Source organism: Streptomyces sp. NPDC000134, assembly GCF_042899225.1.
Taxonomy (GTDB): domain Bacteria; phylum Actinomycetota; class Actinomycetes; order Streptomycetales; family Streptomycetaceae; genus Streptomyces.
Window position 1 is genome coordinate 126,067 of the sequence record NZ_JBIAZN010000022.1, and the last position, 14,308, is coordinate 140,374.

General features: G+C 73.5%; 11 protein-coding genes. 5 read left to right on the top strand and 6 right to left on the bottom strand.

Going from position 1 to position 14,308, the window contains the following annotated elements; genetic code table 11:
• The first annotated feature begins 81 nt into the window (after positions 1-81).
• Together ACFY32_RS28220 and ACFY32_RS28225 are read left to right on the top strand one after the other, a co-directional pair.
• Positions 82-1,980, top strand: a complete 1,899-nt coding sequence (locus tag ACFY32_RS28220) for an NAD-binding lipoprotein (RefSeq protein WP_390675636.1) — start codon at positions 82-84, stop codon at positions 1,978-1,980.
• Between the two features lie 174 nt (positions 1,981-2,154).
• A complete protein-coding gene (locus ACFY32_RS28225) occupies positions 2,155-3,192 on the top strand; it encodes a 3-dehydroquinate synthase family protein (RefSeq protein ID WP_390675637.1) in 1,038 nt (345 codons plus the stop codon).
• A gap of 1 nt (position 3,193) precedes the next feature.
• On the opposite strand, the gene ACFY32_RS28230 is transcribed toward ACFY32_RS28225, so the two are convergent.
• Both ACFY32_RS28230 and ACFY32_RS28235 read right to left on the bottom strand, forming a co-directional pair.
• Positions 3,194-4,054: an ROK family protein gene (locus tag ACFY32_RS28230; protein WP_390675638.1), complete on the bottom strand. Its 861-nt coding sequence runs from the start codon at positions 4,052-4,054 to the stop codon at positions 3,194-3,196.
• A gap of 47 nt (positions 4,055-4,101) precedes the next feature.
• Positions 4,102-4,536, bottom strand: a complete 435-nt coding sequence (locus tag ACFY32_RS28235; RefSeq protein ID WP_359200859.1) for a type II 3-dehydroquinate dehydratase — start codon at positions 4,534-4,536, stop codon at positions 4,102-4,104.
• A 206-nt stretch (positions 4,537-4,742) separates the two neighbouring features.
• Between ACFY32_RS28235 and ACFY32_RS28240 the strand changes: the two genes are divergently transcribed.
• The 3 genes from ACFY32_RS28240 (at position 4,743) to ACFY32_RS28250 (ending at position 7,807) form a co-directional block, all read left to right on the top strand.
• Complete coding sequence (locus ACFY32_RS28240; RefSeq protein WP_359200861.1) at positions 4,743-5,909, top strand: DegT/DnrJ/EryC1/StrS family aminotransferase; 1,167 nt, start codon at positions 4,743-4,745, stop codon at positions 5,907-5,909.
• Positions 5,906-7,048: a Gfo/Idh/MocA family oxidoreductase gene (locus tag ACFY32_RS28245; RefSeq protein WP_359200863.1), complete on the top strand. Its 1,143-nt coding sequence runs from the start codon at positions 5,906-5,908 to the stop codon at positions 7,046-7,048. The genes ACFY32_RS28240 and ACFY32_RS28245 overlap by 4 nt, the downstream gene beginning before the upstream one ends.
• A gap of 129 nt (positions 7,049-7,177) precedes the next feature.
• Positions 7,178-7,807, top strand: a complete 630-nt coding sequence (locus ACFY32_RS28250; RefSeq protein WP_390675639.1) for an HAD-IA family hydrolase — start codon at positions 7,178-7,180, stop codon at positions 7,805-7,807.
• Between the two features lie 138 nt (positions 7,808-7,945).
• Here ACFY32_RS28250 and ACFY32_RS28255 read toward each other — a convergent pair whose 3' ends face one another.
• The 4 genes from ACFY32_RS28255 to ACFY32_RS28270 all read right to left on the bottom strand — a co-directional run.
• Positions 7,946-9,130, bottom strand: coding sequence for a cytochrome P450 (locus tag ACFY32_RS28255; protein ID WP_359200867.1), 1,185 nt, complete (start codon positions 9,128-9,130; stop codon positions 7,946-7,948).
• A 56-nt stretch (positions 9,131-9,186) separates the two neighbouring features.
• Positions 9,187-10,422, bottom strand: a complete 1,236-nt coding sequence (locus ACFY32_RS28260) for an LLM class flavin-dependent oxidoreductase (RefSeq protein WP_359200869.1) — start codon at positions 10,420-10,422, stop codon at positions 9,187-9,189.
• Between the two features lie 72 nt (positions 10,423-10,494).
• A complete protein-coding gene (locus ACFY32_RS28265; protein WP_359200871.1) occupies positions 10,495-11,253 on the bottom strand; it encodes an arylamine N-acetyltransferase in 759 nt (252 codons plus the stop codon).
• A 109-nt stretch (positions 11,254-11,362) separates the two neighbouring features.
• On the bottom strand, positions 11,363-14,308 hold a 2,946-nt coding region (locus ACFY32_RS28270; protein ID WP_390675640.1), incomplete at its 5' end, for a type I polyketide synthase.

The window sequence follows — 14,308 nt, forward strand, 5'->3', positions numbered from 1 at the left end:
TGGCGATCGGTCCACCACACTGCGACAAGGCATCCACATCCGCGCTCCCCGAGGGGGGAGTCGCGAGGCGAGGGGGGAAGGGTGGCACCGCGGCGTGCTCCGTATGGTGACAGGGTCCGCTACTGGTTCGACAGCACGCTGGCCCGGGGTGCCGCCGCTCTCGTCGGCTGGATGGCCCTGCTGTGCCTGGCAGTCGTCGTCCCGGCCAGCGCGCTGCTGGTGTGGACCGACCCCGACGCGCCGCCGTCCCTGACGGGCAAGCTGGCGCGGGTGTGGCGCGTCACCGGGGAGACACTGCGGCTGGGCGGGGCCACCGGCACCCCGTCGCGGGTGCTGGTCTCGGTGCTGCTGGCACTGGTCACCCTCGTGTACGTCTCGACGCTCGTCGGCCTGATCACGACGGCGCTGACGGAGCGGCTCACCGCGTTGCGGCGGGGCCGCTCCACCGTGCTCGAACACGGTCACGCCGTGGTCCTGGGCTGGTCGGAGCAGGTCTTCACGGTGGTGGGCGAACTGGTGGCCGCCAACGCCAACCAGCGCCGGGCCGCGGTGGCGGTGCTGGCGGACCGGGACAAGACGCTGATGGAGGAGGCGCTGAGCACCAAGGTGCGCACCACCGGCCGCACGCGGCTCATCTGCCGCAGCGGCCCCACCACCGACCCGACCGTGCTCTCCCTGACCAGCCCGGCCACGGCCGGGGTCGTGCTGATCCTGCCGCACGACCAGCCCGAAGCCGACGCCGAGGTGGTCAAGACGCTGCTGGCGCTCAGGGCGGCCCTGGCCGGGCAGCGCAGCCGTCCGCCCGTCGTCGCCGCCGTCCGCAACGACCGGTACCTGCTGGCCGCCCGCCTGGCCGCCGGACCCGGCGGCATCGTCCTGGAGAGCGACACCGTCACCGCCCGGCTGATCGTCCAGGCCACCCGCCGCCCCGGGCTCTCCCTCGTGCACCGGGAACTCCTCGACTTCGCCGGCGACGAGTTCTACCTGATCACCGAGCCGGCCCTGACCGGCCGCCCGTTCGGCGACGCGCTGCTGTCCTACCGGACGTCGAGCCTCGTCGGGCTGGTGCGCGCCGGCACCCCCCTGCTCAACCCGCCGCCGGCCACCCCCATCGCCCCCGGCGACCTGCTCGTGGTCATCACCCGTGACGACGACACGGCCGTACTGGAGGACTGCGCGGAGTCGGTCGAGGAGGCGGCGATGGCGTCCGGCCCGCCGACGCCCACCCGGGCGGAGCGGGTGCTGCTGCTGGGCTGGAACCGCCGGGCACCGCTCATAGTCGACCAACTGCGGCGCCGCGCCCGGCCCGGGTCGGCCGTCGACGTGGTGACGGACCAGGGCGAGGCGACGGCCCGGCAGGTGAACGAGGCCGACGCGGACGGCGGTACCCACCTGAGCGTGACGCTGCACGACGGCGACGTCACCCGTCCGGAGACCCTGCGACGCCTGGACGTCTACTCGTACGACAGTGTGATCGTGCTCGGCCGGGACCCCGTGACCGGACAGCCGCAGGACGAACCCGACCACCGCACGCTTGTCACCCTCCTGCTGCTGCGGCAACTGGAGGAGACGACCGGGCGCGAACTGCCGGTCGTCACCGAACTGGTCGATGACCGCAACCGGCCGCTCGCCCCCATCGCGCCCGGCGCCGACGTGATCATCAGCGGCAAGCTCATCGGGCTGCTGATGGCCCAGATCTCGCAGAACCGGCACCTGGCAGCGGTGTTCGAGGAGCTGTTCGCCGGCGACGGGACCGGGGTCCGCATGCGGCCGGCCGCCGACTACGTACTGCCCGGACGCGAGACCTCCTTCGCCACCGTGGTGGCCGCGGCCCGGCACCGCGGCGAGTGCGCCATCGGCTACCGCAGCCACCAGGACGCGATGACGAGCCCCGGTTACGGTGTGCGGATCAATCCCCCCAAGGACGTACGACGCCGCTGGACGGCCGGGGACGAGGTGGTCGTCGTCGGCGGGGACTGACCGCCGCGGACCGGACCCGGCCGCAAGGGCGCGCACCGGAGCCGTCGTTCCGACTGCGGGCCGGACACGCGGCGGGCGGAGCGCGGTTGACCGCCGCGTGCGTCCGGGTAGGCATGCTGCCGGGACCGGTGCCGGTGGGCGGCCGGGCATCGTACGCGGAAGGACGGACAGCGCATGACGGCATCGGCTCGGCCGCACACCCGTGTCATGGTCGAACTCGGCGAGCGCTCCTACCCCGTCGACATCGGGCCGGGCGTGAGGCACTCGTTGGCCGCGGTCCTCGCCGGGCTCGGTGCGCGGCGGGTGGCGATGGTCTCCGCGCGGCCCGAGGAGTGGCTGCCGGACCCGGGGATGCCGTCGGTGGTGCTGCGGGCCCGGGACGGCGAGGCGGACAAGACACTGGCGACCGTGCAGGAACTGGGCCGTGCCTTCGTGCGGTTCGGGCTGACCCGCTCGGACGCGGTCGTCTCCTGCGGCGGCGGCACCACCACCGACGTCGTGGGACTGGCCGCCGCCCTGTACCACCGGGGAGTGCCCGTGGTGCACCTGCCGACGTCACTGCTCGCCCAGGTGGACGCCAGCGTGGGCGGCAAGACGGCGGTCAACCTCCCCGAGGGCAAGAACCTGCTGGGCGCCTACTGGCAGCCGGCCGCCGTGCTGTGCGACACCGACTATCTGCGCACCCTGCCCGAACGGGAGATGCTCAACGGATACGGGGAGATAGCCCGCTGTCACTTCATCGGCGCCGGCGACCTGCGCGGGCTGCCGCTGCCGGAGCAGATCGCGGCGAGCGTGCTGCTCAAGGCGTCGGTGGTCGCCGCCGACGAACGGGACTCGGGGCGCCGGCACATCCTCAACTACGGCCACACGCTGGGACACGCCCTGGAGATCGCGACCGACTTCGCGCTGAAGCACGGCGAGGGGGTGGCGATCGGCACGGTGTTCGCGGGCCGTCTCGCGCTGGCCCTCGGCCGGATCGACGCGGCACGGGCGGCCGAGCACCTGGAGGTGGTGCGGAGCTACGGCCTGCCGGCCGCGCTGCCGGCCGGGGTCGACGCGCGGCGCCTGATCGAGGTGATGAAGCTGGACAAGAAGGCGACGCACGGGCTGACCTTCGTCCTGGACGGCCCGGACGGCCCCGGGCTGGTGCCCGGGGTGCCCGAGGAGACCGTCGCCTCGGCACTGGCCGGAATGGACCGGACACCTGACTGAACTACCCCGCCGGCAGGCCCCGGGCCAGCAGTACCGCGCCGTGCAGGGAGGACAGCCCGCCCAGCAGCGCGGGACGTACCGGGGGCAGCGGGTGCCCGGGGCGTCGCAGGAGCGCGGTCCGCTCGGCCACCATCGGCACGAGCTGCGGCACGGCCGCGGCGAAGCCGCCGCCGATCAGGACCAGCGCGGGGCGCGTCAGTTCGCAGACACCGGCCACGGCCGCGGCGAGTGCGGCGCAGCTCTCCCGCAACGCGGCCACGGCCCACGGCTCGCCGTCGGACACGGCCTGCCGGAAAGCGGTGAACGGCACCTCCGCTCCCCGGTGCCGGGCGGCGCGGCGCAGCGTCGCCGGGCCCGAGGCCGCCGCCTGCACACAGCCGCGCCGTCCGCAGTCGCACAGCGGTCCGTCGCGGTCGACGACGAGGTGGCCGACCTCGCAGGACCCGCGCCCCACGCCGGGAACGGGGCGCCCGGCCAGCACCAGGCCGCCACCGACACCGGTGCCGACACCGAGGTAGAGGAGGTCCGCGCAGCCGGCCGCGTCCGCCTCGGCGAGCGCCGCCAGGTCACCGTCGTCGGCGCACGCCACCTCGGCGGCACCGAAGAGCGCGGACAGGGCGGCGCCCAGAGCGAACCCGGCCCAGGCGGGGCGGCCCGGCCAGACGGTGACCGTGCCGGCGGCGTCGAGCGTGGCGGGCAGGGCGACCCCGACGCCGCGCAGCCCCTGCGGGCGCCCCGCGCACAACTCCCCGACGTGCCGGGCCAGCAGGCCGAGATCGTCCTCGGGGCGGGAGGCCCGGCCGGTCCACCGGAAGGACGACTCCGCCACGCCTCCGTCGTCGCGCTCGACGCGCAACGCCACCTTCGTGCCGCCTATGTCGATGCCCAGTCGGCCGGCGGCCGCGGCGGTCAGCCCGGCACCTTTTCGAGCAGGGCGCGTGCGGCGAGCCGGTACCCCAGCGCGCCGAGCCCGAAGATGACGCCGGAAGCCAGCGGCCCGGTCACCGACTCGTGGCGGAACTGCTCACGGGCCCAGACATTCGACAGGTGCACTTCGATCCACGGCCGCGGATAGTTCGCCAGGGCGTCACGAAGACCCCACCCGGCCATCATCAGGGCGGCCGGATTGATGATGGCGCCGACCGTGTCGTAGTTCCCCTGAATGGTGCGGATGATCTCCGCCTCACCGTCGAACTGATAGGAGTCCACTTTCCATCCGCGCTCCGCGACCTCTTCTCCCACCCAGCGTTCGATGTCCCGCAGGGTATCGGTTCCGTATATCTCTGGCTGGCGGGTTCCGAGTATTCCGAGATTCGGCCCGTTCACCAACAACAGCCTGCTCACAGCGCACCTCGCCCGGTTCGTCACGGACTTCCATCTATAGCACGGGCCGCGCGGCGCACGCCCCGCAGAATACCCGCAGAATCTCCGGGAGCCGTTTTGAGGGGTTTCTAGGGGGGTGTTGAGGGGGAATGGCGCGGCTGCTGTCGGCCGGTTAGCGTGTTAAAGCGATCGCCACTGCATATCGCGTCGAGGGAAGTGGGGAAGACATGAGCAAAGGTGTGCGTCTGAAATCCGAGCTGCCTGGCTGGCCGCAGTACGACGACGCGGAACGCGAGGGACTGATACGGGCGCTGGAACAGGGCCAGTGGTGGCGGATCGGCGGCGGCGAGGTGGACGCCTTCGAGGCCGAGTTCGCCGCCGCCCACGGCAGTCCGCACGCCCTGGCGGTCACCAACGGCACACACGCGCTGGAACTCGCCCTCGAAGTGCTCGGCGTCGGCGCCGGGTCCGAAGTCATCGTCCCGGCGTTCACCTTCATCTCCTCCTCGCAGGCCGCGCAGCGGCTGGGCGCGGTGGCCGTGCCGGTCGACGTCGACCCGGGTACGTACTGCGTCGACCCGGCGGCGGTCGAGGCCGCGATCGGACCGCGGACCGCGGCCATCATGCCGGTCCACATGGCGGGCCAGATGTGCGACATGGACGCGCTGGGCAAACTCTCCGCCGACTCGGGCGTACCACTGGTCCAGGACGCGGCCCACGCGCAGGGCGCGCGGTGGCGCGGCCGGCGGGTCGGGGAGCTGGGCTCGGTCGCGGCGTTCAGCTTCCAGAACGGCAAGCTGATGACCGCCGGTGAGGGCGGCGCGGTGCTCTTCCCCGACGCGGAAGGGTACGAGAAGGGTTTCGTCCGGCACAGTTGCGGCCGGCCGCGCACCGACCGCGGCTACTTCCACCGCACCTCCGGTTCCAACTTCCGCCTCAACGAGTTCTCCGCGTCGGTGCTGCGCGCCCAGCTCGCCCGCCTCGACGCGCAGATCGACACCCGCGAGGCACGCTGGCCGGTGCTGAGCCGGCTGCTCGCCGAGATCCCCGGCGTCGTCCCGCAGGCCCTCGACGGGCGCGGTGACCGCAATCCGCACTACATGGCGATGTTCCGGGTGCCGGGCATCACCGAGGAGCGGCGCGCACGGGTCGTGGACACCCTCATCGAGCGGGGGCTGCCCGCGTTCGTCGGGTTCCGCGCGGTCTACCGCACCGACGCCTTCTGGGAGGTCGCGGCGCCGGAGCTGACCGTGGACGAACTGGCCCGCCGCTGCCCGCACTCCGAGGCCCTCACCCGGGACTCCGTGTGGCTGCACCACCGTACGCTGCTGGGCAGCGAGGAGCAGATGCACGAGATCGCCGCCGTCGTCGCCGACGTGCTCGCGAGCGTATGAGCGCCCCGTCCCCGGCCCTGCCGCCCGTCCGCACCGCCGTGATCGGCCTGGGCTGGGTCGCCCGCTCGGTCTGGCTGCCCCGGCTGCTGCGCAGTCCCGCCTTCACCGTGACCGCCGCCGTCGACCCCGACGAGCGCGGCCGGGCCGCCGTCGCCGGCTCCCAAGGGGCGGACGCGGCCGGGCTGTCGACGCTGGCGACCGTCGCCGACCTCGACCCCGCCGAGGTGGATCTCGCGGTCGTCGCGGTCCCCAACCACCTGCACTGCGCCGTCGCCTGCGAACTGCTCACCAAGGGCATCGCGGTGTTCCTGGAGAAGCCGGTCTGCCTGACCTCCGAGGAGGCGGAACGGCTGGCCGCCGCCGAACGCGCGGGCGGCACGGTACTGCTGGCCGGCAGCGCGGCCCGCCACCGCGCCGACGTGCGCGGCCTGTACCGGGCCGCCGAACGCCTGGGCGAGATCCGGCACGTCGAACTGGCCTGGGTGCGGGCGCGCGGGGTGCCGGACAGGGGCGGCTGGTTCACCCAGCGGTCGCTCGCGGGCGGCGGGGCGCTGGTCGACCTCGGCTGGCACCTCCTCGACATCGCCGCACCGCTGCTGGGCACCGCCGCCTTCCGGCACGCCATCGGCACCGTCTCGGCCGACTTCATCACCCAGGCATCCGCCCGCGCCGCCTGGCGCGACGACGACAACGATGCCGAAGGCGAAGGCGAGGCGGCCGGGGGCGGCGGCACCGACGTCGAGGACACCGCACGCGGCTTCCTCGTCACCGACGACGGCCGGTCCGTCGTCCTGCACGCGAGCTGGGCCTCGCACGAGGCGGTGGACACCACCCGCGTCACCGTCGAGGGCAGCGCGGGCAGCGCGACCCTGCGCTGCACCTTCGGTTTCAGCCCCAACCGCCTCCGGGAGTCGGTGCTGACCCGCACCTCCGAAGGCACCACGCGCCAGCTCGGCGTGCCCACGGAACGCGTCGGCGCCGAGTACGACCGGCAGCTCGCCCTGCTGCCCGGCCTGTTGCACGACCCGGCCGCACGGGGCCGGGCGATCGACGAGGCGCGCCGCACCATCGGCGCCATCGAGCGGGTCTACACCTCGGCCCGCACCGTCCAGGAGGTCCGGGAGTCCGCACCGGTGTGACCGCACCGTGCGCTCCGTGACCACGTTCCAGGGGAGACCCCGATGAACAGCCAGTCCGTACCTTCCGCCCCTTCCGCCCCTTCTGTCCCTTCCGTACCCTCCGTACCTTCCCCTTCCGACGTCACCTCGGTGGTCTTCGACCTCGACGGCGTCCTCGTCGACAGTTTCGCGGTGATGCGCGAGGCGTTCACCCTCGCCTACGCGGAGGTCGTCGGCCCCGGCGAGCCGCCGTTCGAGGAGTACAACCGGCACCTGGGCCGCTACTTCCCCGACATCATGCGCATCATGGGGCTGCCGCTGGAGATGGAGGGACCCTTCGTCCGCGAGAGCTACCGGCTCGCCCACCTGGTGGAGGTGTTCGACGGCGTGCCGGAACTGCTGGGGGAGCTGCGCCGCCGGGGGGTACGGCTGGCCGTGGCCACCGGCAAGAGCGGCCCGCGGGCCCGTTCGCTGCTGGACACGATCGGCATCCGCGACCGTTTCGAAGCCGTCCTCGGCTCGGACGAGGTGGCGCGGGCCAAGCCGGCGCCCGACATCGTGCTCAAGGCGATGGACCTGCTGGGTGCCGACCCCGGGCGGACGGTGATGGTCGGCGACGCCGTCACCGACCTCGCCAGCGCCCGCGCCGCGGGTGTCACCGCGGTGGCCGCGCTGTGGGGCGAGACGGACGAGGCGACGCTGCTCGCCGCGGACCCCGATGTCGTCCTGCGCCACCCGGCGGAACTCCTGGCGCTGTGCCCGGCGGTACCGGTGTCCTGACACCCGGGGCGTGCGGCGGTCGCGGCGTGCGGCGGTCAGGGCGCGTCCGGCACCCCGGCGCCCGGCACCCCGGACGCGCCGGCGGCGGTGCGGAGAGAGGCCGGGGCCGGCCGCCCTCCGCACCGCCGCCGCCCGTGCTCACCGGGGAGTGAACTCCACCGGCAGGGACGTCAGGGAGCGGATGAACGGGTTGGGCTTGGCGCCGACCTCGGCGGCCGGCACGCCCAGGCGCAGGTCGGGGAAGCGCCGGAACAGGCTGACCAGCGCGGTCCCCGCCTCCACGCGGGCCAGCGGCGCGCCGATGCAGTAGTGCACGCCCTGGCCGAACTGGAGGTGCATCACGCTGCCCCGTGCGAGGTCCAGCCGCTCTCCGTCGGTGACGTGCGCGGGGTCGGAGTGGGCGGCGTCCATGTCCAGCAGCACCTGCTCGCCCGCGGCTATCGTGACGCCACCGATCTCGACGTCCTCGTTGGCGAAGCGCACGACGAGGACACCGGGCCCGGCATGCCGCAGCAGCTCGTCCAGGTTCCGGCCGGCCAGCTCGGGGTCCGCGCGCAGCAGGTCGAGCTGGTCCGGCCGGGTCAGCAGCGAGAAGACGGCGTTGCTGATGAAGCTGCCGGTCAGTTCGTAGCCGGCGATCAGCATCATGCGGGCGGTGGACACCACCTCGCGGTGGCTGAGCCGGTCGTCGTCGTGCGCCGACACCAGCGCGCTGATCAGGTCCTCCCTGGGGTCCTCGCGCCGCTCCTCGGCCAGGTTCTCCACGTACGTCCACAGTTTCGCGGAGGCGTCGGCGGAGCGGGCGGCGGACTCCGGGTCGAAGGGCGGCAGCAGCATCAGGTCGGCCCACTGGTGGAACTCGGTGCGGTCGGCGATGGGCACGCCGAGCAGTTCGCAGATCACCTGCATGGGCAGCGGGACGGCCAGCGCGGAGACCAGGTCCGCCCGGCCGTCGGCGGCGACGGCGTCCAGCAGACCGTCGGTGATCTCCTGCACGCGCGGTCGCAGGGCCTCCACCCGGCGCGTGGTGAACGCCGTGCCCAGCAGCCGGCGCAGCCGGGTGTGCTCGGGCGGGTCGGTGCCCATCAGCGTGTCCTCGAACAGCCCGCTCACCGGGGTCTTCTGCCCCTGGGCGGCGGCGTAGGCGGCGGCCGGGCTCATCCTGGGGTGCGCGAGGCACTCACGTACCTCGTCGAACCGGGACACGAGCCACGCGGCGGTGCCGTGCATCTCGATCCGCCGCGGCGGACCGTTCTTGCGCAGTTCCCCGGCGACGCTCTGCGGGTCGAGGACGCGCATCTCTTCTTCCGGTGTCTGAGCCATGGCGTTACGCGGTCTCCTTGTGAGTGAACGGGTCGATGAGCGAGTCGGTGAGCTGGTCAGGGGGCCGGGCCGGGGCTCCGGGCGGGGACGACGTAGGCGGGATCGGCTGTGCGGGGCGGTTCGCGCCGGGCCAGGGCGGCGTCGAGGGCGGGCCGCAGCCGGGCGGCCTTCGCCCGTTCGGCCCGCTCGTGCCGCTCCTTGAACTCGGGCATCACCTCGCGGGCGAACAGCTCCAGCGACTCGCAGACGTGCTCGTGGCGGGTCCCACCGCCCTGCACCAGGAAGATCGCCTGGTCGAGGCCGGCCTCCTCGTGCTGCCGCAGGAACCGCCGGATCTGCTCCGGGGTGCCCACCGCGCCGCGCGCCGGGTTGCCCAGCGGCATACCGGGCTTGCCGAAGGCGGCACGGCCCATGCCGTAGCGGTCGCGGTCGCGCTGGAACGTCTCCCACAGCCTGGTCCGGCCAGGGGCGGCGGCACCGAAACCGGCGTAGAAACCGAGTCCGAAGTTGAAGAACTGGACACCGTCGGCGCCGCGTTCCACGGCTGTCGCCTCGTCCTGATGGCAGAACATCGGGATGGTCGCGGCGACCTGCGCGTTGACCGCGAACCCGGCGGGCACGCAGCTCGCGGACTCGATGCCCTCGTAATAGGCGTCGACCCACTTCTTGGTCTCGGCCGGGCCGAAGAAGGAGAAGTTGAGCGCGCCGAGCCCCTTGGCGGCGGCGAGCCGGATGGCATCCCGGTTGCCGCAGGCCATCCACATCGGCGGGTGCGGCTTCTGCCGGGTCTTGGGCAGCACGTTGCGGACCGGCGCCGAGACGTACTTGCCCTCGTACCCGGCGAACGGCTCCTCCACGAACATGCGGGCCACGGCGTCCACCGCCTCCGCCCACTGGTCCCGCTTGACGGCACGCTCCACACCGAACCCCTCCAGCTCGGTGGGGGTGGTGGACTCACCGGTGCCGAACTCCACGCGTCCCTGGGACAACAGGTCCAGCGTGGCGATCCGCTCGGCGATCCGTGCGGTCGGGTTGAAACCCGGCGGCATCAGGGCGACGGCGTGCCCGATCCGGATACGGCTGGTGCGCTGGCTGACCGCGCCGAGGAACACCTCCGGCCCGGACATGTGCGAGTACTCCTCCAGGAAGTGGTGCTCGGGACACCACACATGGTCGAAGCCCAGCCGGTCGGCCAGCTCTATCTCCGCCAGCATGTCGTGGAAGAGCCGGTATTCGGAGTCCTCGGTCCAGGGACGGGGCAACTGGGCACCGTACAACAGGCCGAACTTCATGGGGCATCACTTTCCTCTGCCGGCGGTCGGCCGGGAACGGGGACGGAGACGGGGGTGACGGCGGCGGACGGGTCAGTCGCGGCCTTCCCAGTAGGTGGCGATCACCTCGGCACGCTGGGCGGGGTCGACGAGCACGGAAACCTGCTCGTGGCCGTCCTCGACGGTCGTGAACATGTTGCTGGTGAGGAACACCTGTCCCCGCTCGGTGGCACGCCGGCGCCGGCGCATCGCGGCGAGGATGGCCGGCCCGTTGCCGCCGCCGACGCCCTCCCAGGCGTCGTAGGTCCGGGGCTCGGTGGTGAAACGGTAGGTGGTACGCCAGTCGTGTCCCAGAGTCCTGGCCTGGAGCACGAGGAATCCGTCCCGTCGCACCAGCCGGAACGCGCAGCCGTACTGCCACTGCGGCTCGTCCTCCACCAGACGCAGCGGCTCGGTGAAGCAGAGCCCGGCGTGTCCGACGTCGGCCAGCCACTCCTCGCCGTCGATCCGGACGAGCATCAGCATGTGCTCCGGGTCGGGCGCGAAGGTGTCACCGGGCAGGTAGGTGCCGCCGCTGAGCACGTCCAGGTCGTAGCCCAGTTCGCGCAGGAGCCGGGCGAACAGGGTGTTCAGCTCCAGGCACATGCCGCCGGCGCCGGTCGGCACGATGGCCTCGAACGCCTTGTCGACGTCGATGTCCGCCATGTTCACCGCGCTGAGCCGGTGGGTGTGCGCGGTGTCGTAGGGGACGGAGGTGAGGTGACTGTGGTGCAGCCGCCGCAGGTTCACCAGGGTGGGCGCGGGTGGCCGGTCAAATCCCAGCCGAGCCAGGTAGGCGTCGGTGCTGAACATGTGCGATCCCTCTCTCGTTCGCTTCTCATTTGCTTCTCATTTGCTTCTCGCTCGCTTCTCGCTCGCTTCTCGCTCGCTTCTCGCTCGCTTCTCGCTCGCATAGCGCTCGCTATGGGGTCGCGTCCGTGTCCGCGTTCGGAACGCCCAGTTCGTCCCGCAACTGCCGGGCCAGCAACCGCAGGGTCGGGTGGTCGAAGACGAAGCTGGGCGGCAGCCGCAGCGCCGTGTGCCGGGCCAGGCGGTCGCGGAGTTCCACCGCCGTCAGGGAGTCCAGGCCGATCTCGGTGAACACCAGGTCCGGGTCGAGGGCGGTGGCCGCCGCGGACGCCGTGTGCCCGAGGACCTGCCCGGCCTCCCGTAGCACCAGGCCGAGCAGCACGCCCTCCCGCTCCTCCGCGTCCAGACCGGCCAGTCGCGCGGACACCGGCTCCTCCTCGGCGGCGACCGCCGGCGCCCGTCGTGCCGGGGGCACCAGGGCCCGCATCGGCGGGGCGACGGGTCCGGCGGCGGCCTGGGCGCGCAGGGCGGCGAGGTCCAGTTTCATCGGCACCACCACGGACAGGCCGGTGCGCAGCGCGGCGTCGAACAGCCGCATGCCCTCGGCGGGTGCCAGCGCGGCGACGCCGCCCCGCGCCGTCCGCTGCCGCTCGGGCCGCCCGGTGGCCGCCGCGAGCCGCCCGGCCATACCGGTCCCGGCGGCCTGTTCCCACATGCCCCACGCCAGCGACACGGCGGGCAGGCCCGCGGCGCGGCGCCGGTGCGCGAGAGCGTCGAGGTAGGCGTTGGCGGCGGCGTAATTGCCCTGCCCCGGGTTGCCCAGGACACCGGCGGCGGACGAGAACATGACGAACGCGGCGAGTCCGGACTCCCGGGTCAGCTCGTCCAGATGACGCGCGCCGTCGGCCTTGGCCCGCAGCACCGTGTCGAGCCGCTCCGGCGTCAGGGCGGTCAGCACCCCGTCGTCCAGCACACCCGCCGCGTGCACCACGGCGGTCAGCGGTGCGTCGCCGGGCATCTCGCCCAGCAGCGCCGCCACGGCGTCCCGGTCCGCGACATCGCACGCCACGACGCGTACCCGGGCCCCCGCCGCCGCCAGTTCCGCCGCGAGTCCGGCGGCACCGGGGGCCCGCTCCCCGCGCCGCCCGGCCAGCACCAGGTTCCGCACCCCGTGCGCCGCCACCAGGTGCCGGGCCACGACCGCGCCCAGGGCACCGGTACCGCCGGTGACGAGGACGGTGCCGTCGCCCAGACCGGCGTCCGGCACGGCACCCGCCGCCGCCCGGACGAGCCGCCGGGTGAACCAACGGCCGTCGCGCAGGGCCAACTGCGGCTCGTCGGCGGCAGGGAGCTGAGCGAGCGCTCCGGTGCCCCGGTCGGTGCCGGTACCCGTGTCGGCGTCGAGGAGGAGGACCCGCCCCGGGTTCTCCGCCTGCGCGGACGCCATCAGGCCCCATACCGCGGCCGCCGCCGGGTCGGCCGGCTCGCCGTCCCGGACGGCGACGGCGCCCCGCGTCACCACGACCAGCCGGCTGGACAGCAGCGACGGCTCGGCCAGCCACGCCCGCGCCACCCGCAGCGCCCGTCCGGTCACCTCCCGCACATCGGCCGTCTCCCGCCCATCGGCTGCCGCGGCGCGGAGGTCCAGCAGCAGTGTGTCCGGTGTCTCGGGCGCGGCGGACAGCCGGTGCACGTCACCGGCGTCGGCCACCGGCACCGGGCGCAGGGCCAGGCACCCGCCCCGGGCCGGCACCTCCTCCCAGGCGACGCGGAACATCCGGTCCGCGGTGTCCGCCGCCCCGATGAGCTGCCCGGGGTCGACCGGCCGGGACACCACCGACCCGAGCGACGCGATCGGGGCACCGGCACCGTCGGCCAGTTCGAGGGACATGGTGTGCGTGCCGCTCAAGGTCACCCGGACCCGCAACACCGAGGCACCGGACGCGTGCAGTGTCACGTCACGGTAGGCGAAGGGCAGTACCAGCCGTGGCTCGGACTCGTCACGCTCGTGGAAGGCCAGGGTGTGCATGGCGGCGTCGAGGAGCGCGGGGTGCAGCCCGAACGCCGCCGCCAGGTCACGCTGCTCGTCCGCGAGGGCCACCTCCGCGTACACGGCGCCGTCACCGCGCCAGGCCGCCCGCAGCCCCTGGAACACGGGCCCGTAGCGGTACCCGGCCTGCTCCAGACCGTCGTACAGCCCCTCGACGTCCGCCGGGTCCACGGCCACCGCCCCGGCCGGCGGCCAGACCGTCAGGTCGGCCATCGACGCGGCCGTGGCCCCGGCCGTGTCCGGGGCGTCCGCGGAACGCAGCGTGCCGGAGGCGTGCCGCGTCCACGGCGTTCCCAGCCCGGCGTCCTCGGCACGGGAGTGCACGCGCACGGCGCGCCGGCCGGTACCGTCGTCAGCCGCGACGCTGACCCGCAGATGCGCGGCGGTGCCCTCCGTGAGGACCATGGGAGCCTCCATCACCAACTCCTCGACGGCGCCGCAGCCGACCTCGTCACCGGCGCGCAACGCCAGTTCCACGAAGGCCGCGCCGGGCAGCAGTACCGCTCCGGCCGCGACGTGGTCGGCCAGCCACGGGTGCGTGGCGAGCGACAGGCGCGAGGTGAACAGCACCTCACCCGACTCCGGTACTTCGACCACCGCGCCCAGCAGCGGATGCCCGAGGCCGTCCACCCCGGCGCCCGACACATCACCGGCGGTGCCGGGGCTGTCTTCGCCGGTGAGCCAGTAGTGGGTGCGTTGGAAGGGGTAGGTGGGCAGTTCGGGTGTGAGGGGGGGTGGGGTGGTGGTGCCGTGGAGGGCGGTGAGGTCGAAGGGGATGCCGGCGGTGTGGAGTTGGGCGAGTGCGGAGGTGAGGGTGCGGGTTTCGTCGTGGTCGCGGCGTAGTGCGGGGATGAGGGTGGTGTCGCTGTCGGGGTCGAGGTTTTCGCGGGTCAGGGCGGTGAGGGTGCTGTCGGGGCCGAGTTCCAGATACGTGGTGACGCCGTGGTCGGCCAATGTCTGGATGCCGTCGGCGTAGCGGACGGTGGCGCGTGCGTGGTGGGCCCAGTA

Excerpts from the sequence above, each read along its gene's own strand:
- ACFY32_RS28255 (WP_359200867.1), bottom strand. The coding sequence starts at position 9,130 with ATGGCTCAGACACCGGAAGAAGAGATGCGCGTCCTCGACCCGCAGAGC.
- ACFY32_RS28240 (WP_359200861.1), top strand. The coding sequence starts at position 4,743 with ATGAGCAAAGGTGTGCGTCTGAAATCCGAGCTGCCTGGCTGGCCGCAG.
- ACFY32_RS28245 (WP_359200863.1), top strand. The coding sequence starts at position 5,906 with ATGAGCGCCCCGTCCCCGGCCCTGCCGCCCGTCCGCACCGCCGTGATC.
- ACFY32_RS28225 (WP_390675637.1), top strand. The coding sequence starts at position 2,155 with ATGACGGCATCGGCTCGGCCGCACACCCGTGTCATGGTCGAACTCGGC.
- ACFY32_RS28265 (WP_359200871.1), bottom strand. The coding sequence starts at position 11,253 with ATGTTCAGCACCGACGCCTACCTGGCTCGGCTGGGATTTGACCGGCCA.
- ACFY32_RS28260 (WP_359200869.1), bottom strand. The coding sequence starts at position 10,422 with ATGAAGTTCGGCCTGTTGTACGGTGCCCAGTTGCCCCGTCCCTGGACC.